We start from the raw sequence: 17,657 nt of genomic DNA, 5'->3' as shown, positions 1-17,657 counted from the left end.
CTTGTACGACCACCATCAAACTAACCGCCACTGTACCTCCGGAATCCGGCCGCCGCGGTGATGGCTCCGAGGCCGGCGAGGACACCGATGGCGGCGAAGGCGGTGTGGAAGCCGGCTAGGCCGGTTCCGGCGACCAGGACGGTGGACACCGCGGCGACTCCGGCCGCGCCACCGAGCTCGCGCATGGTCTCGATCAGGCCGGAAGCGAATCCTGATTCCGATTCCGTGACGCCGGACAGCGCGCCGATTTGCAGCGCGGGTCCGCAGAGGCCGAAGCCGAGCCCGGCGAGCAGGAACGCCGGAAGCGGGCCGGTGAGGTAGTCGGCGTCGGCGGGCACCCGGGTCAGCCACACCATTCCGGCGGCCAGCAGCGTCAGGCCGGTGACCAGCAGGCGGCGGACGCCCGCGGCGGCCACGAGACGCCCCGCGGCGGCCGCCGTCGCGAATTCGGTCATCGTCGTCGCCAGCCAGGCCAGGCCGGTTTGCGTTGGGGTGTAACCGAGTTCCTGCTGCATCAGCAGCGATCCGAGGAAGATGAAGGAGAAGAACGCACCGAACGCGAGCAGCGTAGTGAGGTTCGCCGCGGCCAGCGTGCGGTTCCGCAACGCTTTGGCGGGCACGAGCGGGGCGGCGGAACGCTTCTCGATCCAGACGAACGCGGCTATCAGCACGCCGGCCGCGATGAACCACGCCAGGGTGGAGGTGGCGGCCCATCCGCGGGTGGACGCGTTGTGGAGCGCGTAGACGAAGATCAGCAGTCCGCCGGTGATCGTGCTCGCCCCCGCGACGTCGAGCCGTCCGGGACGCCCGCGGGCCGCATCGGCGGCAAGGCAGGTGATGGCGAGTGCGATGAGCAGCAGGCCCGCCGGAACGTTGATGAAGAACGCCCACCGCCAGCCCGGACCGGCCGCGATGAGGCCGCTCGCGACCACACCCACCGTTCCGGCCGCGCCGCCGACGGCGCCGAAGATGCCGAGGGCCCGGTTGCGTTCCCGCCCTTCGCGGAAGGTGACGGCCAGCAGCGACAACGCCGCGGGTGCGACGAGCGCGCCACCCAATCCCTGGAGCCCACGCGCGGTGATCAGCACGCCGCCGTGCTGCGCCAAGCCGGCCAGCAGCGATGCGGCGGTGAACAGGCCGAGCCCGGCGAGCAGGATGCGGCGTCGTCCCAGCAGGTCGGCCATCCGGCCGCCGACGAGGAGGAACCCGCCGAGCAGCAGGCCGTAGGCGACCACGACCCACTGCACACTGCTCTGGCTGACGCCGAGGTCGCGCTGGATCGAGGGCAGGGCCACGTTCACGATGGCAATGTCCAGGCCCACCATCGCCTGGGCGGCGCAGGCCAGTCCGAGCACGACCCCTTGGCGAGGACGTGCCGGCGGACCGGCGGTGGTGGCTTGTGCGGAGCTTTCGATGACAGACATGGGTTCTGGGTCCCTTCGGCTCAGCGGTAGCTCGCGATGGGCTGGCCGGTGCCGGTGGTGATCAGCTGCGGCAGGCTCGTGGTGATGTAGAAGGTCCAGCCGCGTGAGCACGCGTCGAAGCACTCGGATTCGGCAGCGGTGAGACCGATGTGGGTGAAATGCAGCGTGGTGCCCTTGGCGTTGGCGGTGAGGTCGAAGACGACGTCGGTGCCGGTCCACTCGTCGCGGTCGTCGACGAACGTGAGGTAGGAGTCCACGACGTGCCAGATCATCCGCTTGCCCGGCTCGACCTCGGTGAGCTGGAACCGGGCGAACCGGATGCCCTCCTTGCCCTGGGCCGTTTCCCCGGCGTGGGTGAAGTCGTCGGTGAAGACGAACTCGTCGTGCAGGGCGGCGGAGTGGCCGATGAGGTTCTCGTTCCACCAGCCGCGCACATTGGTGATGGCCGCGAAGACCTCGTCCGGCGTCCGGTCGACGGTCATGGTGGCGGTCAGGTTGTTCGACATCGTTCTCGCCTCTCTCTTTGGTGGGTTTTGCCCACCGACGAAGGAGGCCGCCCTGGATCGACATCGGCGCGGAAGAGTTTCGGAAAAAGTTCGACCGTGTTGGTCGATGCTGGTCAGAGGCTGTGCAGGCGTGTGGTCAGGTACCGGCGTTCGGCGTCGGTCGGTGCCAGTTTCAGCGCTTCTTCGTAGGAGGTGGCGGCTTCGGCGAGCCGGCCGTCCCGGCGGAGCAGATCGGCCCTGGTCGCGGGCAGCAGGTAGTAGCCGTCGAGCTTGCCGGACCCGGCGAGCTCGTCCACGAGGGCGAGCCCGGCGGAGATGCCGTCGGCCATCGCGATCGCTACGGCGCGGTTGAGGTCCACCACGGGCGACGGCGTCAGCCGCGCGAGCTCGGTGTAGAGGGCGGCGATCTGCGGCCAGTCGGTAGCCGCGGAGTCCGGGGCGGTGGCGTGACAGGCGGCGATCGCGGCCTGCACCTGATACGGCCCGGAACGCCGGATGGCCAACGCTTCGTCGAGCGTCGCGACGCCTTCGGTGATCAGCGCGCGATCCCACCGGGACCGGTCCTGGTTCTCCAGGGTGACCAGCACGCCGTCGTCGGTGCGGCTCGCGCGGCGGGCCTCCAGCAGCAGCATCAACGCCAGCAGACCGCGCGCCTCGGGCTCGGCCGGCATCAGGCGGACGAGCATCCTGGCGAGGTGAATCCCGTCGGCCGCCAGCGCCCTGCGCCCGTCCACCTCGTCGTAGCCCTCGTTGAAGATCAGGTACAGCACCGCCAGAACAGCGGTCAGCCGCCGCGGCAGCAGTTCCGCCGGCGGCACCCGGTACGGGATCCCCGCCTCCACGATCTTGCGCTTGGCGCGCACCAGGCGCTGCGCCATCGCCGGCTCGGCGGCCAGGAACGCCTTGGCGATCTCACCCGTGCTCAGCCCGGCCAGCGTGCGCAGCGTGAGCGCTACCCTGGCCGGGAACGGCAGCGCGGGATGGCAGCAGGTGAAGATCAACCGCAACCGCTCGTCCGGGATCTCCTCCGCCAACGGCTCGATCGGATCCCGCTCCAGCACCGCGAGTTGCCGCAGCTTCGTCGCACCCACCGTGTCCCGCCGCAGCCGATCGGTCGCCCGGTGCCGCGCCGTCGTGGTGAGCCAGGCACCCGGACGCTCGGGCACCCCATCGCGCGCCCAGGTCGCCAGCGCGGCGGCGAACGCGTCCTGCGCGCAGTCCTCGGCCAGGTCCCAGTTCCCGGTCAGCCCGATCAGCGTGGCGACCACCTGGCCCCACTCGTGCCGATACGCCGCATCGACCGCGGCCCGAACCTCGTCTGGCGCTGTCATATCACCGCCTCCGCGGGAAAAAGCACGTCGGCGATCATATCGCCGCCTCCGCGGGAAAGAGCACGTCGGCGGTCATTCCCACACGGGACGCACCTCGACACAACCGTGTTTCGCGTAGGGATGCAGCGCAGCGATCGCGAGCGCGTCATCCAGATCAGCGCACTCGATGATGTGGATACCGCCGATGAAGTCCTTCGTCTCCGCGAACGGGCCATCGGACACCAGCATCTCGCCATCCCGGACCCGGACCGTCGTCGCATCCGCCACCGGACGCAGCCGCGCACCAGCGAGGCTGGCGCCGCGGCGATCCACCTCCGCCGTGTACTCCTGGTGCGCGGGATCCGCCGCAATCTCTTCCATCGACGGCGACACCTTCTCATCGTCACAGATCAGCAGCACGTACTTCACCACACCAGTATGCCCGATCGGTCGCTCGAAGCGCTGTCACGACAGGAAACCTGACTCGGCTGTCCGCAATGGACTGTGTGCTGGCCGCGTTGCGCCAAGGTGATCGCCCGCGTAGCGTTCGCACCACTATGGACCGCAACGCGGTTAAGCCGACCAGTTATGTCGGCCGGGAGCGGGAGACCGCCGAGGCGCGGCGGCTGTTGTCGGTGTCCCGGCTGGTGACGTTGACCGGGACCGGTGGCGTCGGCAAGACCAGGCTGGCCGTGCAGGTGGTGCGTGAGGTCGCGGGCGAGTTCGCCGACGGCGCCGTGTTCGTGCCGCTGGCCGAGCTGCGGGAGCCGGCCCTGCTGGCGAACACGGTCGGCGCGGAGCTCGGGTTGCTGGATCCCACCGAGCAGAGCGTCCTGGACCATCTACGCGGCCGGCATCTGCTGCTGGTGCTGGACAACTGCGAGCATCTCATCCTCGCCTGTGCCGAGCTCGTGCACAAGATCCTGGCGAGCACCGAGAAGGTCACCGTGCTGGCCACCAGCAGGCAGTCCTTCGAGTCCGACGGCGAGCAGGTGATGACGGTGCCACCGCTGTCCGTACCCGATGAGGCCAGTGCCCCCGCACCGGACGAGCTCGGCCGGTACGACGCCGTGCGGCTGTTCGTGGATCGCGCCCGCGCGGCGTGGTGGTCCTTCGAGCTGACCGTCGACAACGCCGCCGCGGTGGCGCGGCTGAGCCGGCAGCTGGCGGGGGTGCCGTTGGCCATCGAGCTGGCCGCCGCGCGGATCCGGACGCTGTCACCGGAGCAGATCGCCGAACGGCTGCAACAGCATCCGGACCGGCTGCTCGCAGTGAAGTTCGCGGCGGCCGGTGAGCGCCAGCAGTCGCTGCGGGCCACCATCGACTGGAGCTACGACCTCTGCTCTCCCGGCGAGCAGCTGCTGTGGGCCCGCGTCTCGGTGTTCGTCGGCTCGTTCGATCTGCCCGCCGCCGAACACGTGTGCGCCGGGGACGGCATCGACGCGGCGGACATCCTCGATCTGATCGACGGCCTTGTCGACAAGTCCGTGCTGATCCGGGTCGAACAGCCCGATCGGCTTCGGTTCCGGCTACTGGAGACGTTGCGCGAATACGGCATCGAGCGCCTGGAACAGGCCGGCGAGCTGGTCCGGCTCCAGCTCCGCCACCAGCGCCGGCTCGCCGAACTGGCCGACTCCTTCGCCGCGGACTGGGTCGGGCCGGATCAGGTGGCCTGGGTGCGCGAGCTGCGCGGCGAACATGCCAACCTGCGTGCCGCGATCACCTTCTGCCTCCAGCAGCCCGAGACTGCCAACATCGCGCTGCGGATGATGTGGCAGCTACGGGACTACTTCGCGGTCCGCGGTTTCGACGCCGAGCTGGGCATCTGGATCAACCGCGCGCTGGCCGCGGCGCCCCCGGACGTGCCGGACCGGGTGCCCGGCCTGGCGGTCAGCTCGGTCTTCGCCGCGGTGCACAACGAGCCCGATGCCGCCGCCGACCTGCTCGACCAGGCGCAGCAAATCGCCACGCGACGTGGCGACGAGCTGTCGGGTGCGTGGGCGGCCTGGGCCCGCACGATCTTCGCGGTCATCCAGAACGACGCGGCCCGCGTCATCCCGGACGCGACCGCGGCGGCGGCCGTGTTCGGCCGGCACGGGCTGCCGGGCCCGCAGCTCACGATGCTCGGCTCGGCCGCATCCGCGACCGCCCTGTCCGGTGACCCTGCCGCCGGCCGGGCCGAGCTGGCGCGGATCATCCAGTTCTGCGCGGAGCGGAACGAGTACTACCAGCGCAGCGCCGCGTTGATGTTGCTCTCCCGCGCCAACGTCATCCTCGGCGAGCTGGCCGACGCCGAACAGACGGCCATCGACGGGCTGTGGGCGGCTTCGAAACTGGACAACGCCTTCATCGGCTCGCTGTGCCTGGAGACACTGGCGTGGCTGGCGTCGCTGACCGGTCGGCACGAGCGCGCGGCGATCCTGCTCGGCGTGACCGAGGCGATGTACTCCAACGAAGGCACGCTGGCCAGGCACGGCAGGCTGGACGCGCAGTGGCACCGGGCTGGTACCGACCGGGCGAGGCAGGAGCTGGGCGATGCCAGGTTCGAGGACACGGTGCGCCGGGGGAGGGCACTTCCCCGTGCCGCCGCGATCCACTACGCCCTGCACGACGAGCTGCCGCGGGAACCGGCCGGCGACCACGACCCGCTCACTCGACGCGAGGCCGAGATCGCCGGCCTGGTCGCACAGGGTCTCACCAACCGCGAAATCGCCACCCGGCTGCGCATTTCGGTACGCACGGCCGAGACCCACGTCAACCGGATCCTCGGCAAGCTGGGCCTCGCCAACCGCGCCCATCTCGCGGCTTGGGTCGCACAGCGGCGCACCACCCCGAGCTGAGCCGAGTCACGTTCCGCGCGACCTGGCCGGGTCCCGGGCGATTCCGGCCCGGCGGAGGCGTTCGGCCGCCTGTGCCCGGAGCGCATCGCCGATCACCGGGGTGCTGCCGCCGTGCAGTGCTTCCCAGCGGGCGTGGTGCGCCGCCGGCCACAAGCTGGCGGCCCACGCGATCTCCTGCTCCTCGGCGGTGAACGAGCGCCCCCGGATGTCCTGATAGGCCACCAGGAACGCCTCGGAACTCCGGACCGGCGCCAGCGTGGGCGGCCCGGCGCCGGCGAAACCCCCGCTCGCCGCGCCCACCAGCGCCGCCTCCGGCTGCCACGCCAGGCTGTCCCAGTCGTGCACCACCCACACCCGCCGGCCGTGCCACCGGAGGTTCTGCGCTTCGAAGTCGGCGTGGCCCAGCACGCACGGCAGGCCGGTGGCCAGCAGCCGCTTGCGGACCAGGACGGCCGTGTCGACGACAAACGCGGGCACGACGCTCTGGTCCCGCTCATCGAGGAAGTCGATCGTCGGCCAAATCCCGGGGTCCGTGTGGTCGAAGCGCGCCCAGCGCGGATTCGGCAGCGGGGGCGCGACGGTCACGTCGGTCAGTTCGGCCATCAGCCCGGCGAACACCTCCGCGTAGCGCACGGCCACGTCCGGCGAGTCCCCGCGCAACACCTCGCCGCCGGGCCGGAACTCCTCGGCGTGCACGGCGAGTGCACCGACACCGACAGCCGGTGTGAGCGGCCGGGCACACGGAAACCCGCGCTCGGCCAGCCTGGCCTGCGCCGCGACGCACGACCCGGCCCGGCCGTCGTCGGGGCGCGCCTTGACCACGACATCCGTGCCGCCGGCCAGCCGGAGACCGAACACCACCGACATCTGTCGCAGCCGGAACAGCACGTCGGCGGGCTCGCCACCCAGCTGGTCCCGGCACCAGGCCGGCAGCCAGTCCGGCAGATCGTCCAACTGCACACTGAGGACTGTGCCACGGGGACCGCGGGTTGTCCGCCCGGAGCGGAACCGCTGCCAAGGGCGCCGGGGGAGTGTCAGGATGACGGTATGGCGGACATTCTCCAATTCCACCGGAACCGCACCCCCGAGCCCGAACATGAGCCGGAGCCGCTGTGGCGTGAGGCGCTCGGCCGGAGCCTGCGCGCGACCAGGGACGAGCAGGGCGGCCGCCTTGTCGACGTCGCGGAACGGGCCGGTATCTCCCCGCAGTACCTGTCCGAGATCGAGCGCGGCCGCAAGGAGCCGTCGAGCGAGATGATCTCGGCGGTCGCCGGTGCGCTCGGTGTCGACCTGGCCGACCTGCTCGTCGGCATCGCCGGCGACTTCCGGCGACACCGCACGGGTCCCGCGGCCGTGCGCCGTCCGGCGGGACCCGTGCTGCTGGCCGCCTGAGGCCAGGGCCTCAGATCCGGTGGTCGAGGACCTGGTCCGCGAGCCCGTAGTCGACGGCGCCCGCCGCGTCGAACACGCGGTCCCGGTCGGTGTCGTGCCGCAGGTCCGAGATCTCACGGCCGGTGTGCTTCGAGAGGATCTCCTCCAGTTGGGTGCGCACCCGCACCACCTCGTCCGCATGCAGGATGAGGTCCGGGATGGTGCCGCGGCTCTGCGCCGCGGGCTGGTGCAGCACCACCCGGGTGTGCGGCAGCACCGCGCGCTGCCCCGGCGCACCCGCGGCCAGCAGCACCGCGCCGGCCGCGACGGCCTGGCCGACGCAGGTCGTGGCCACCGGCGCCTTGATGTAGCGCATGGTGTCGTACAGCGCGAGCATCGCGGACGGGTCGCCGCCTTCGGAGTTGATGTACAGGTTGATCTCCTGCTCCGGGTTGTCGGCCTCCAGGTGCAGCAGCTGGGCGATGAGCGCGTTGGCCACCCCGGAGTCGATCGCGGTGCCGAGGTAGACGATCCGCGACGACAGCAGATGCGAGTAGACGTCCATGATCCGCTCGCCGGCCGCGCTGCGCGTGATGACGTTGGGGATGGTGTAGGAACTCATGCGTCGGCTCCCCTCGAACCGAGGCCCAGTTCGTACGTGCGCACGGGCAGCACCTGGCCGAGATTGTCGACGACCTGGTCGATGAAGCCGTATTCGCGTGCTTGTTCGGTGGTGAACCAGCGGTCGTGCAGCGAGTCGGTGAAGATCCGGTCGATCGGCTGGCCGGTGTCCTCCGCGATGAGCCCGAGCACCGTGTCCCTGGTGTGGCGCAGGTCGTCCGCCTGCACTTCCACCTCGACCGCCGAGCCGCTGATCCCCGACGAGCCCTGGTGCATCAGGACGCGGGCGTGCGGGAGGGCGAAGCGTTTGCCCGGCGTGCCCGCGGACAGCAGGAACTGCCCCGCGCTGCACGCCAACCCCAGTACGAGCGTGGACACGTCACAAGGCACGAGCCGCATCACGTCGCGGATGGCCAGCATCGCGGGGACCGAGCCGCCCGGCGAGTGAATCCACAGCGCGATGTCCTTCCGCGGATCCTCGCTGGCGAGGGAGAGCAGCTGGGTGGCGAGCACCGTCCCGTTGTCGTCGTCGAGCACGCCGTCGAGGACCAGCACCCGCTGGCCGAGGAACCGCTCCCGGAGCCGGTGGTCGAACTGCGGCTGCTTTTCTTCGTTCGTCATGCCCCGACCATGCCGCCGCCCCGGCCCCGTGCGCCGGTTTCTCTGCCGTGAGCAGATCAGCCCTCAGCAGGCCGGCACCGTCCACTCCACTGTGGACGGTGCCAGGACCCGCTCTCACGCTGGTTCGACGGGGAGCCACAGCTCGCACGTTGCGGTACTGAAGTCGTCCGCGCGCTCGAGGACCGCGACGATCGAGGGGCCCGGCCGCAGCCGCCACGGGTTGGCGGGGAACCACTCGGTCGCGGTCGCGGCCCATGCCTGCTGCAGGGCCTGCGGATGGGGACCGGTGGTGCGGAAGACCGCCCACCTGCCGGCCGGCACCTCGATGGCGTCGAGGTCGCCGGGCGCCGGAGTATTCGCGGAGACAGCGACCCCGTGCAGGTAAGTCAGTTCGCTGCCCTCGGTCCCGTCCGGGTCGAGGTCGTCGCTGACCTGCAGCAGACCCTCCGGTTCGGTGTCGCCGAGTGCCTTTAGCCGCGAGTGCTCCTCCGGCGGCAGTGCGGTGACGTGCCGCTGGATGTGCGGGTTGACGCCTTGGTGGATGAGCGGGACCCGGGCTGCGTGCCCGATGAGCCGGAACGCGGGGCGGTCGGCGATGCGGGTGTCCATGGGGATGTTCCCTTCGACGGTCAGGCGGAACCTGAGCTGTGGTTGTGTGCGAAGGGGGCCTCCGTCGCGGCGGACGTCGCTCGGGCCGGCACCGTGCACCGCCCGGAACGCGCGCCCGAACGCCTCGGTCGAGCCGTAGCCGTGCCGGACGGCGATGCTCAGCAGATCGTCCGCACCCCGGACGACGTCGGCGGCGGCGACGGTCATGCGGCGCCGTCGCACGTACTCCGACAGCGGCATGCCCGCCAGCGACGAGAACATCCGGCGCAGGTGGTACTCGGTCGTGCCGAGCGCGCCGGCCAGTCCGGTGACGTCGAGCTCCTCGGTGAGGTGCTCCTCGACCAGATCGACGAGCCGGTTGAGTGCCGAAATCATGAGGCCTCCTTCGACGTCAACCCTGGTCGAAGGCACCCCCGTCGCGCCCGACCATTGCGAACCGATCCGATCATGCCCCGGCGGCTCGCCGGCGGACCGTGCGCTCGAGGATCCCGAGGGTTGCCTTGAGGGCGGATTCGGGGACCACCGGGAAGGTGAGGCGCTCTTTCCAGCTTTCGTCGACCTCCGACCAGTCGTAGTACGACGTGACGAGGGTGCCGGTCTCGGCAGGCTCCAGCCGGTAGCCGTAGATGTGGCGGGCATGCGGCCGGAGCCGGCCTTCGACGGTCCAGGCGATCTCTTCGTCCGGCGTGAGCTTGGTGATGACGACCTCGACGTCGTACTTGCCCAGCGGCACGTCTCCGAGCGCTTCCCGGTCCATGTGCACCAGGAACCGGTCGCCGGCCTGCTCGACCGGTTCCCCTTCGGCGTCGATGAGCATTCCCGACGCGTCGATGTCCACGTGGCCCTTCGGGTCGGTCAGCACCGCGAAGATGGCGTCTGCGGTGGCGGGGATGCGCCGGGAAACCTCGATCCGTTCGGTGGCGCTCATCGCGTCGTTCCTCCCATGGTTGTTCAGCGGATTACTAGATCGACCATAGCACTAATAATCGATTATCTACTGAATCGTCTATGATGGCGCCATGCCGGGCAAGCAGATGCTCTCCGAGCAGGTCTACGCGCACCTGCGGGACTCGATCATGCGCGGGGACCATGCCCCAGGTGCCGCCCTCAAACCGCAGGACCTCGCCAGGGAGCAGGGCGTGAGCCTGGCCGTCGTGCGCGAGGCGCTGGTGCGGGTGGTCGGCGACGGCCTCGCCGACCGGCTGCCCAACCGCGGCTTCGCCGTGCCGGCCTTCTCCGACCGCCGCTGGCAGGAGATCGCGGAGGCCCGCCGGACCATCGAACCGGTCCTGCTGCGCCTGTCCATCGAACGCGGCGACGTCGACTGGGAGGCCCGCGTGCGGGCCGCCCACCACCGGCTGGCCCGCACCCCGGTGTTCGTGCCGGAGGAGGGCGAGTACCTCAGCGACGCCTGGTCCGAAGCCCACCGGGTCTTCCACCGCACCCTGCTGGAAGGCTGCGGCAACCCCGTCCTGCTGGAGACCTTCGACCGGATGTGGACCGCGAGCGAGCTGGCCCGCCGGTGGTCGGCGCACCGCGACCCGGACCGGGACGGCGTCGAAGAACACCGCCGCCTGGAGGAGGCGGCGCTGGCCCGCGACGCCGACGCCGCAGCCGAGGCGCTAACCCGGCATCTCACCCTGACCGCGGCCGCACTGACCGGTGAGTCTGCGAAGGGAACCTGATCCTCGGCCCCGGCCTAGGTGCTGAGGCCGAAGAAGCGGGTGACGTGGTAGCTGGAGCAGATGGTGTCGGGGAAGTTCGGCCCGGCCTGGCCGCAGTCCTCGGGGCCGGAGCCGGGATGGACCGGGGTGCCGTGCGGCATGTCCGGCACCCGGTTCAGTTCGACGGCGACTGTGCCGTTGGCATCGTATTCCTCGTGCCGGGTGTTGTTGGGTGCCAAGGTGCTGGTGCGGCTGGGCGTCTGGCTCGCGCCGTGCACCGCGGTCCACTGGTCGCGCAGTTCGTCGGCGTTCTTCTCCGTGACCGTGGTGTCGGCGGTGCCGTGCCAGATCGCGACCCTGGGCCAGGGACCGTTGAAGCCGGGGTTACCGGACTTGGCCAGCTGTGCCCATTCGGCGGGCGGTTTGTCGACGCCGGGATTCATGCAGGTGAAGGCGTTGACCACGGAGGTGGCGCACTTGTAGGGCAGCCCGGCCATGATCGCGCCGGCCTTGAACACGTCCGGATGGGTCGCGAGCACGACGGCGGTCATCGCGCCACCGGCGGACAGACCGGTGACGTAGACCCGGTCGCCGTCGCCGCCCAGCTTCGAGACCGCGTGCCCAGCCATGTTGCCGATGGAGGCGGCTTCGCCATGGCCGCGGTCGATGTCACCGGCCTGGAACCAGTTGAAGCACCGGTTGAGGTTGTTGCCGGTGGACTGCTCGGCGAAAACCAGCAGGAACTTGTGCTGGTCGGCGAACTTCGTCAGGCCGGAGTTGTCGGCGTAGGTCTGCGCGTTCTGCGTGCATCCGTGCAGGGCGACCACGACCGGTGCGCGGTCGGGAAGGTCCGCGGGGCGGTAGACGTACATCGCCAGCGCGCCAGGGTTGGCGAAGCCGGTGACCGGTTGCAGGGTGGCGGCGTGCGCGGGGGACCAGGGCAGCAGCAGCGCGGCCACGGTAGCTGCGGTCATGGCCGCGGCGCGGCGTATCGCGAAGCCGTTGCGTCGGCGAGGAATTCGGTGTCGGGGCGTCATCGACCCTCCAAAGATTAGTGTCTATAGTGGACATTCAGGCGGTGCGCGCCGTCATGGTGAAGAACGCTAGGGACGCAGCCGGCCGGCTGCTACGGATTCGGCCGCCACAGTGCTGGTACGGGTAGTGGTCTCCGCGCACATGGTCCCCGCGCGATGGGGCAAGATCGACCCATGGACCGCACCACGGGACCGAGCGTTCCGGAGAGCATCGGTGACTTCCGCGCGCTCGCGCGCTCCCGGCTGGCCGCGTTCGAGCGCACCGAGGTTCCGCCGGCCCCTGGCAGCCGCCGCGCGGCGGTCCTGCTGTGCGTGGTCGAGCGGGCGGCAGGGGCGCTGGCGGTGATCGTGATCAGGCGGGCCTACCGCGGTCGCAACGCCGGTCAGTGGGCACTGCCCGGCGGCCGCCTGGACGAAGGTGAGACACCCCGGCAAGCCGCCGTCCGCGAACTGCACGAGGAACTCGGCCTGACCGCGAGTCCCGGCGACATCCTCGGCGAGCTCGACGACTTCCCGGCCGCGTCGGGATTCGCGATCACCCCGATCGTGGTGGCGCTGACCGACACCACCGCCCTGCGCCCCAGCCCGGCCGAGGTCCACTCGGTACACCTGGTGGACCTCGCCAGGCTGGCCGCCGACGACACTCCGCACTGGGTCCACGCCGAAGACGCGGTGCGGCAGGAATCGCTGCGCGACAACGCCCCGCCGGCGGGCGAAGCCGGGCTGCTGCAGATGCGGCTCGGCCCCGGCATGACCATCCACGCGCCCACCGGTGCGCTGCTCTGGCAGTTCCGCGAGGTCGTGCTGCTCGGCCGGGCACCCGCCGCCGCCAGGGTCGCGCACTTCACCCAACCCGAGTGGACCCAGGAGTAAGCCTCGGGTCAGGTTTGGCTGGTGGCGTACAAGGCTTTCACGGTCAGGCCGATCCATTCGGGATTGTCCCAGTCCGGCCAGCGGACCCGGGCGTCCCGTTCGATCACCGCTGTCGCCTCGTCGAGACCCGTGCCGTCGGCTCGTAGGCGAAGGGTTTCACCGCGGACGTGGTCGAGGTAGCCGCGGACGTCGCCGAGCAGCGAGGCGTCATTGATCTCGCCATGGCCGGGGACGACGACGGTGGGCTCCATGGCCAGCAGCCGGTCGAGCGCGGTGATCCACCGATCGACGTCGACATCGGTGTCGTGCGGGGGAAAGTAGGGCGTGATCGGGAACATCCTGGTCTCGGCCAGATCCCCGGTGAACAGCACGCGGCCGTCCACGAGCACGGTCTGGTCGGCCGCGCTGTGCGCCGGACCCCACTCGTGCAGCACCACGGTGTGCCCGCCGAGGTCGATCTCGGCCTGGCCACCGGCATAGGTGATGTCCGGCCCGGTCAGCTCGACCTCTGCCAGCTCGTCGGCGATGCCGGGCCCCATGCCGGTGAACAGGTCGAGGTAGCCCGCGCCCTTGCGGCGCAGCTCGTCGCGCTGGGCGCGGTTGTAGATGATGGTGGCGGCGCCCTTGAACGCCTGTGCGCCGAAGCCGTGTTCGGGATGGAAATGCGTGATCGTCAGGTACAGCGGCCGCCCGTCCGCGAGCCGCCTTGCCTGCTCGAGCGCGTACCTGCCGTTGCGGGGCCCCAAACCGGTGTCCACGACCAGCGCGGCCCGCTCGCCGACCACGATGCCGATGTTCGGCACGATCGGCACGCGGTGGTCGGCCAGCACGAAGACGCCCTCGGCCACCTGCACCGGCTCGCCTTTCACAATCGGCGCCGGCGCGCGGCTCACGTCCGGTATGGGGTTTGCGTCGGGCACGGTCGCTCCTGTCTGAACAGCGTTCACATCGCTTGACTCGAAGCTAGCACAGAATCTGAACGGTGCTAAGATTCCGCGATGGCGAGGCGGAGCTATCACCACGGCGACCTGCGCGGCGCATTGCTCGAAGCCGCGGAGTCCCTGGTGCGTGAGCGCGGCGTCGACGGTTGGTCGCTGCGCGAGGTCTCGGCCAGGATCGGGGTCAGTCCCAGCGCCGCCTACCACCACTTCGACTCCCGCGACGCGCTCGTCCGCACCCTGTCCGCCGTGGTGCTCGCCCGGTTGGGCGAACGACTGGCCAGGGTCGCCGGGCGGGCGCGCGAACAGCGCGCGGACCCGCAGCAGCGGCTGATCGCGGTCGGCCGCGGTTACGTCCGCTGGGCACTGGAGGATCCGTCCGTCGCCAGCCTCGCCTTCAACCAGGCCCCCGAGCACCGCGACGGGCCCGAAACGCCGCTCTCCCCGCATCCGCACGACGTGCTGGTCACGGAACTGGACCGGCTCGTCGACGCTGGTGGCCTGACCGCGTCGGCGCGCCCCGGGGCCGAGTTCATCCTCTGGGCCGCCCTGCACGGGCTCGCCACCCTGCTCGGCGACGGGCTGATGCGCTTCGACAGCGCACGCGCCGTCGACCGCGAGGCCGAACGGCTCGTCCGGGCCGTGCTCACCGGCCTGGCGGCGGAATCCCCGGGGGCGTCGCACCGGCCGCAAGCCCGTTCCGCCCACACCGAACGGCTCAAGAGACGGGACCCTTGACAAGCGGTACGGTGAAAACATCGTTACGAGAGGGGTCGTCGTGCAGTTGCGGGAAACTCCGGAGAATCTGCCGAAGGAACAGCGGTTCACCCAGGTCTACGGCGAACCGTTCGAAGTGGCCGACGGCACGACGGTGCTCCCGGTCTTCAAGGTGCGCGGCAACCCGGTCGAGCAACGCGCGCGCACCCGTGGGTTCAATGCCAAACCGGTTGGGGTGTTCGTCTTCAAGAAGGACGAAGTCCGCTGGGAGCCCGCGGTCGACCGTACGCAGCTGTCACTGGTCGGCGGGCTGATCGGGTTCACCGCGGTGCTGGTGTTCGGTATCGCCGCGATCCGCAGGGCACCGTGGCCGGACGTCCGGATAACTTCGGCTTCGCGGAGTTTCCTCAACTGAGCACTTTTTCTCCCCATTGGAACATATAGCAGGGTGCGGGGCTTGCGGCAAGACCCGGGGACGGGTCCAGAATTCCGGGTCGTAAGCCGACGAGGGGAGATTTCCATGCGTGTTCTGCTGTGCACGATCGGGTCGCGTGGCGATGTGCAGCCGGTGGTGGCGCTGGCGGTGCGGTTGCAGGAACTGGGGCAGGACGTCCGGGTGTGCGCGCCACCGGACTTCCGCGAGCAGGTCGAGGGTTTTCGGATTCCGTTCACGCCCGTCGGCCCCGAACTGCGTTCGACCGGGAAAGTCAGCCCCACGGCCGCGCCGCCCACACCCGAGCAGCGGCGCCGGATGGTGGCGGACTCGGTGGCCGCCCAGTTCGAGGCCGTCGCGGCGGCGGCCGAGGGCTGCGACGTCATCGTGGCCGGCGGCTACCTGGTGATCGCCGCGCGCACGGTGGCCGAGCAGCGGGGGATCGGCTACGTGCTGGCCGGGTACTGCCCCGCGTTCCTGCCGTCCCCGCAGCACGCGCCTCCGGTGTATCCCATGCTGGGCGAGAAACCGGCGGACGGGACGGTGGACAACGGCACCCTGTGGGCGCGGGACGCCCAGCGCTGGAACGACACCTGGCGCGACCTGCTCAACGCGCACCGGACGGCCGCCGGCCTGGCGCCGGTCACCGACGTCCGGAGCCACCTGTTCACCGACCGGCCCTGGCTGGCCGCCGACCCCACCCTGGGGCCGTGGCCGGAGACCGCGGGCCTGGACGTCGTGCAAACGGGCGCCTGGATCCTGCCGGACGAGCGGCCGCTGTCCGCGGAGCTGGAGTCCTTTCTGGACGCCGCTGCACCGCCCGTCTACTTCGGCTTCGGCAGCATCCGCGCGCCGCAGGACCTCAGCCGGAACATGATCGCGGCGGCCCGTGCGCACGGCCGGCGCGCGATCGTGCTCCGGGGCTGGGCCGACCTGGCGCTGGTGGACGACGCACCCGACTGCCTGGCCATCGGCGAGGTCAACCAGCAGGAGCTGTTCGGGCGGGTCGCCGCCGTCGTGCAGCACGGCGGCGCGGGCACCACAACCGCGGCCGCGCGAGCCGGCGCGCCCCAGGTCGTCCTTCCCCAGCACACCGACCAGCACTACTGGGCGCGACGAGTGCGGGACCTCGGGCTCGGGGCCGCGCACGCACCCGACCCGCCGACCGCCGACTCGCTGACCGCGGCCCTCGGCGAAGCACTGGCGCCGGACGTGGCGGTGCGCGCCAAGCACATCGCCACCGAGGTGCGCACCGACGGCGCGGATATCGCCGCGCGACGGCTGATGGCCCAGTTCTGAAGCTAGTTTCCTGGCCGCGGCGAGTAAGACCTGCGCTTTTCCTTCTTTCGTGTTTTAGCGGGGGCGGTTTTTGTCGGGCTTCGGCGGTATTATGGAGGTACATTCAAAACTACGGGGGTTCGCATGTTGTACGTTGATTTCAGTATGTTACCGCCGGATTGGTTGGCGTCGATGAATAAGGCGTCGATCGAGCGGCTCGATGTGTCGCAGGCGGTGGGGGTGGTGATCTCGGCTCGGCGGGCGATCTGTCGCATGCAGGCGGTGCAGGCTCGGGCGATCGCCCAGGTCAGCCGCGCTCGTGGTGGTGCGCGGTGGGTGGCGGATGAGTTGGCGCCGGAGTTGCGGTTGTCTCGTGAAACGACCGCGACCCGGGTAGCCTTGGCGAAAGCGCTGGTGTCCCGGATGCCGTGTCTGTTGGCCGCGATGACCGAGGGCGAGTTGGATATCGAGAAGGCCCGTCAAGCCTTTGATGGCGTGGCGGTACTGTCGGACGAATTAGCCCGCCAAGCCGACGAAATACTCGCCGATCGCATCGGTGAGAAGAATCCGAGTAACTGGCGGAAAACGATCACTCGCGTTGTCGCCAGTCTCGATCCCGAAGGTCAGCAGGCGCGAGCGGAGGCTCGGCGTAAGCAGCGGCGGGTCGAGTTGCACCACGAGCCCGACGCGATGGCCTCACTCTGGGCCTACCTCCCGGTCGAGATCGCGACCGCGGTGTACGCCCGGATCGACATGCTGGCGCGGAAGCTCCGGGTCGGCGATGAAACCCGCACGATGGACCAATTGCGTGCCGATGTGTTGGCGGAGTTGCTGCTCGGTAAGGGCTGGGAAGGCTTGGCCGCTCAGGTGTTCATCCACATCCCGCTCGACACCGCGTTGGGCATCCGCGATGACGGCTGCGAGCTGGTTGGCCACGGCCCCATCCCCGGTGAGATCGGGCGTCAGGTCATGAACCAGCCGGGATCGGTGTGGCGGAAGGTGTTGACCGATCCGGTATCGGGCACTGTCCGCGATCTCGGCCGCAAGCGTTACCGCCCGCCAGCAGATCTCGCCGAACTGGTTCGGGTGCGTGACCGCACCTGCCGGGCGCCGGGCTGTAATCGGCCCGCGCAACGGTGCGATGTCGACCATTGCACGGCGTGGTCGGAAAATGGGGACACTTGCGAGCACAACCTGTGCTGCCTGTGCCGCCACCACCACGGCTTGAAAGGCGAGCCCGGCTGGACCTTCGAGTTCGACCCAGGAACGGCCGATTTAACGGTCACCACCCCCACCGGCCGCAGCTACTCGACCAGACCGGAGCCACTCCTCGATCCCCCTCCACCTCCGGAGATCGCCGACGAGCCACCGCCTTTCTAATGCTGCCGCCAGGCAGGCGGCGACGCCCGACCGCGCGC

19 protein-coding genes are annotated in these 17,657 nt (G+C 70.2%); 8 read left to right on the top strand and 11 right to left on the bottom strand.

What is annotated here, in order from left to right:
• Positions 1–20: 20 nt before the first annotated feature.
• From AMYNI_RS43505 to AMYNI_RS0103315, 4 genes are all read right to left on the bottom strand, one after another.
• Positions 21–1,424 carry an MFS transporter gene (locus tag AMYNI_RS43505; RefSeq protein ID WP_084628248.1) on the bottom strand — a complete coding sequence of 468 codons (1,404 nt, stop codon included), beginning with the start codon at positions 1,422–1,424 and terminating at the stop codon, positions 21–23.
• Positions 1,425–1,444: 20 nt separating this feature from the next.
• Positions 1,445–1,930, bottom strand: a complete 486-nt coding sequence (locus tag AMYNI_RS0103325; protein WP_020666551.1) for an SRPBCC family protein — start codon at positions 1,928–1,930, stop codon at positions 1,445–1,447.
• A gap of 113 nt (positions 1,931–2,043) precedes the next feature.
• Entirely contained in the window at positions 2,044–3,261 is a 1,218-nt protein-coding gene (locus tag AMYNI_RS0103320; protein WP_020666550.1) for an RNA polymerase sigma factor, read from the bottom strand.
• A 72-nt stretch (positions 3,262–3,333) separates the two neighbouring features.
• Positions 3,334–3,669: a YciI family protein gene (locus tag AMYNI_RS0103315; RefSeq protein ID WP_026360003.1), complete on the bottom strand. Its 336-nt coding sequence runs from the start codon at positions 3,667–3,669 to the stop codon at positions 3,334–3,336.
• A gap of 128 nt (positions 3,670–3,797) precedes the next feature.
• On the opposite strand from AMYNI_RS0103315, the gene AMYNI_RS0103310 reads away from it, so the two are divergent.
• The gene (locus tag AMYNI_RS0103310) at positions 3,798–6,080 is read left to right on the top strand and encodes an ATP-binding protein (protein WP_020666548.1); all 2,283 of its coding nucleotides are present in this window, start codon (positions 3,798–3,800) and stop codon (positions 6,078–6,080) included.
• Between the two features lie 6 nt (positions 6,081–6,086).
• On the opposite strand, the gene AMYNI_RS0103305 is transcribed toward AMYNI_RS0103310, so the two are convergent.
• Positions 6,087–7,040, bottom strand: coding sequence for an aminoglycoside phosphotransferase/kinase family protein (locus AMYNI_RS0103305; protein WP_020666547.1), 954 nt, complete (start codon positions 7,038–7,040; stop codon positions 6,087–6,089).
• A gap of 87 nt (positions 7,041–7,127) precedes the next feature.
• On the opposite strand from AMYNI_RS0103305, the gene AMYNI_RS0103300 reads away from it, so the two are divergent.
• On the top strand, positions 7,128–7,472 hold the full coding sequence (locus AMYNI_RS0103300; protein WP_020666546.1) for a helix-turn-helix domain-containing protein: 345 nt from the start codon (positions 7,128–7,130) through the stop codon (positions 7,470–7,472).
• 10 nt (positions 7,473–7,482) lie between these two features.
• On the opposite strand, the gene AMYNI_RS0103295 is transcribed toward AMYNI_RS0103300, so the two are convergent.
• The 4 genes from AMYNI_RS0103295 to AMYNI_RS0103280 form a co-directional block, all read right to left on the bottom strand.
• Entirely contained in the window at positions 7,483–8,073 is a 591-nt protein-coding gene (locus tag AMYNI_RS0103295; protein ID WP_020666545.1) for a ClpP family protease, read from the bottom strand.
• Positions 8,070–8,693 carry a ClpP family protease gene (locus tag AMYNI_RS0103290; RefSeq protein WP_020666544.1) on the bottom strand — a complete coding sequence of 208 codons (624 nt, stop codon included), beginning with the start codon at positions 8,691–8,693 and terminating at the stop codon, positions 8,070–8,072. Before AMYNI_RS0103290 ends, AMYNI_RS0103295 begins: the two co-directional genes overlap by 4 nt.
• A 114-nt stretch (positions 8,694–8,807) precedes the next feature.
• Positions 8,808–9,677, bottom strand: a complete 870-nt coding sequence (locus tag AMYNI_RS0103285; protein WP_020666543.1) for an AraC family transcriptional regulator — start codon at positions 9,675–9,677, stop codon at positions 8,808–8,810.
• A 70-nt stretch (positions 9,678–9,747) separates the two neighbouring features.
• Positions 9,748–10,230 (bottom strand): SRPBCC family protein, encoded by a 483-nt coding sequence (locus tag AMYNI_RS0103280; protein ID WP_020666542.1) that lies wholly within the window; start codon positions 10,228–10,230, stop codon positions 9,748–9,750.
• Between the two features lie 106 nt (positions 10,231–10,336).
• Here AMYNI_RS0103280 and AMYNI_RS0103275 point away from each other — a divergent pair, with 106 nt between their 5' ends.
• Entirely contained in the window at positions 10,337–10,987 is a 651-nt protein-coding gene (locus AMYNI_RS0103275) for a GntR family transcriptional regulator (protein ID WP_211225567.1), read from the top strand.
• Between the two features lie 14 nt (positions 10,988–11,001).
• Here AMYNI_RS0103275 and AMYNI_RS0103270 read toward each other — a convergent pair whose 3' ends face one another.
• Positions 11,002–11,940 (bottom strand): extracellular catalytic domain type 1 short-chain-length polyhydroxyalkanoate depolymerase, encoded by a 939-nt coding sequence (locus AMYNI_RS0103270; protein ID WP_020666540.1) that lies wholly within the window; start codon positions 11,938–11,940, stop codon positions 11,002–11,004.
• Positions 11,941–12,174: 234 nt separating this feature from the next.
• Here AMYNI_RS0103270 and AMYNI_RS0103265 point away from each other — a divergent pair, with 234 nt between their 5' ends.
• Positions 12,175–12,873 (top strand): NUDIX hydrolase, encoded by a 699-nt coding sequence (locus AMYNI_RS0103265; RefSeq protein ID WP_020666539.1) that lies wholly within the window; start codon positions 12,175–12,177, stop codon positions 12,871–12,873.
• Positions 12,874–12,881: 8 nt separating this feature from the next.
• Here the strand turns inward: AMYNI_RS0103265 and AMYNI_RS0103260 are convergent, their stop codons facing one another.
• The gene (locus AMYNI_RS0103260; protein ID WP_245573861.1) at positions 12,882–13,793 is read right to left on the bottom strand and encodes an MBL fold metallo-hydrolase; all 912 of its coding nucleotides are present in this window, start codon (positions 13,791–13,793) and stop codon (positions 12,882–12,884) included.
• Positions 13,794–13,871: 78 nt separating this feature from the next.
• Here AMYNI_RS0103260 and AMYNI_RS0103255 point away from each other — a divergent pair, with 78 nt between their 5' ends.
• The 4 genes from AMYNI_RS0103255 (at position 13,872) to AMYNI_RS47705 (ending at position 17,619) form a co-directional block, all read left to right on the top strand.
• The gene (locus AMYNI_RS0103255) at positions 13,872–14,549 is read left to right on the top strand and encodes a TetR/AcrR family transcriptional regulator (RefSeq protein ID WP_020666537.1); all 678 of its coding nucleotides are present in this window, start codon (positions 13,872–13,874) and stop codon (positions 14,547–14,549) included.
• Positions 14,550–14,589: 40 nt separating this feature from the next.
• Positions 14,590–14,943 (top strand): hypothetical protein, encoded by a 354-nt coding sequence (locus tag AMYNI_RS0103250; protein ID WP_020666536.1) that lies wholly within the window; start codon positions 14,590–14,592, stop codon positions 14,941–14,943.
• A gap of 105 nt (positions 14,944–15,048) precedes the next feature.
• A complete protein-coding gene (locus tag AMYNI_RS0103245; protein ID WP_020666535.1) occupies positions 15,049–16,260 on the top strand; it encodes a glycosyltransferase in 1,212 nt (403 codons plus the stop codon).
• A gap of 123 nt (positions 16,261–16,383) precedes the next feature.
• Complete coding sequence (locus AMYNI_RS47705) at positions 16,384–17,619, top strand: HNH endonuclease signature motif containing protein (protein WP_020666534.1); 1,236 nt, start codon at positions 16,384–16,386, stop codon at positions 17,617–17,619.
• The last annotated feature ends 38 nt before the right edge of the window (positions 17,620–17,657 follow it).

Source organism: Amycolatopsis nigrescens CSC17Ta-90 (assembly GCF_000384315.1).
Taxonomy (GTDB): Bacteria; Actinomycetota; Actinomycetes; order Mycobacteriales; family Pseudonocardiaceae; genus Amycolatopsis; species Amycolatopsis nigrescens.
The sequence above is the reverse complement of the archived record's forward strand: the minus strand, read 5'-3'. Positions and strand labels throughout refer to the sequence as shown.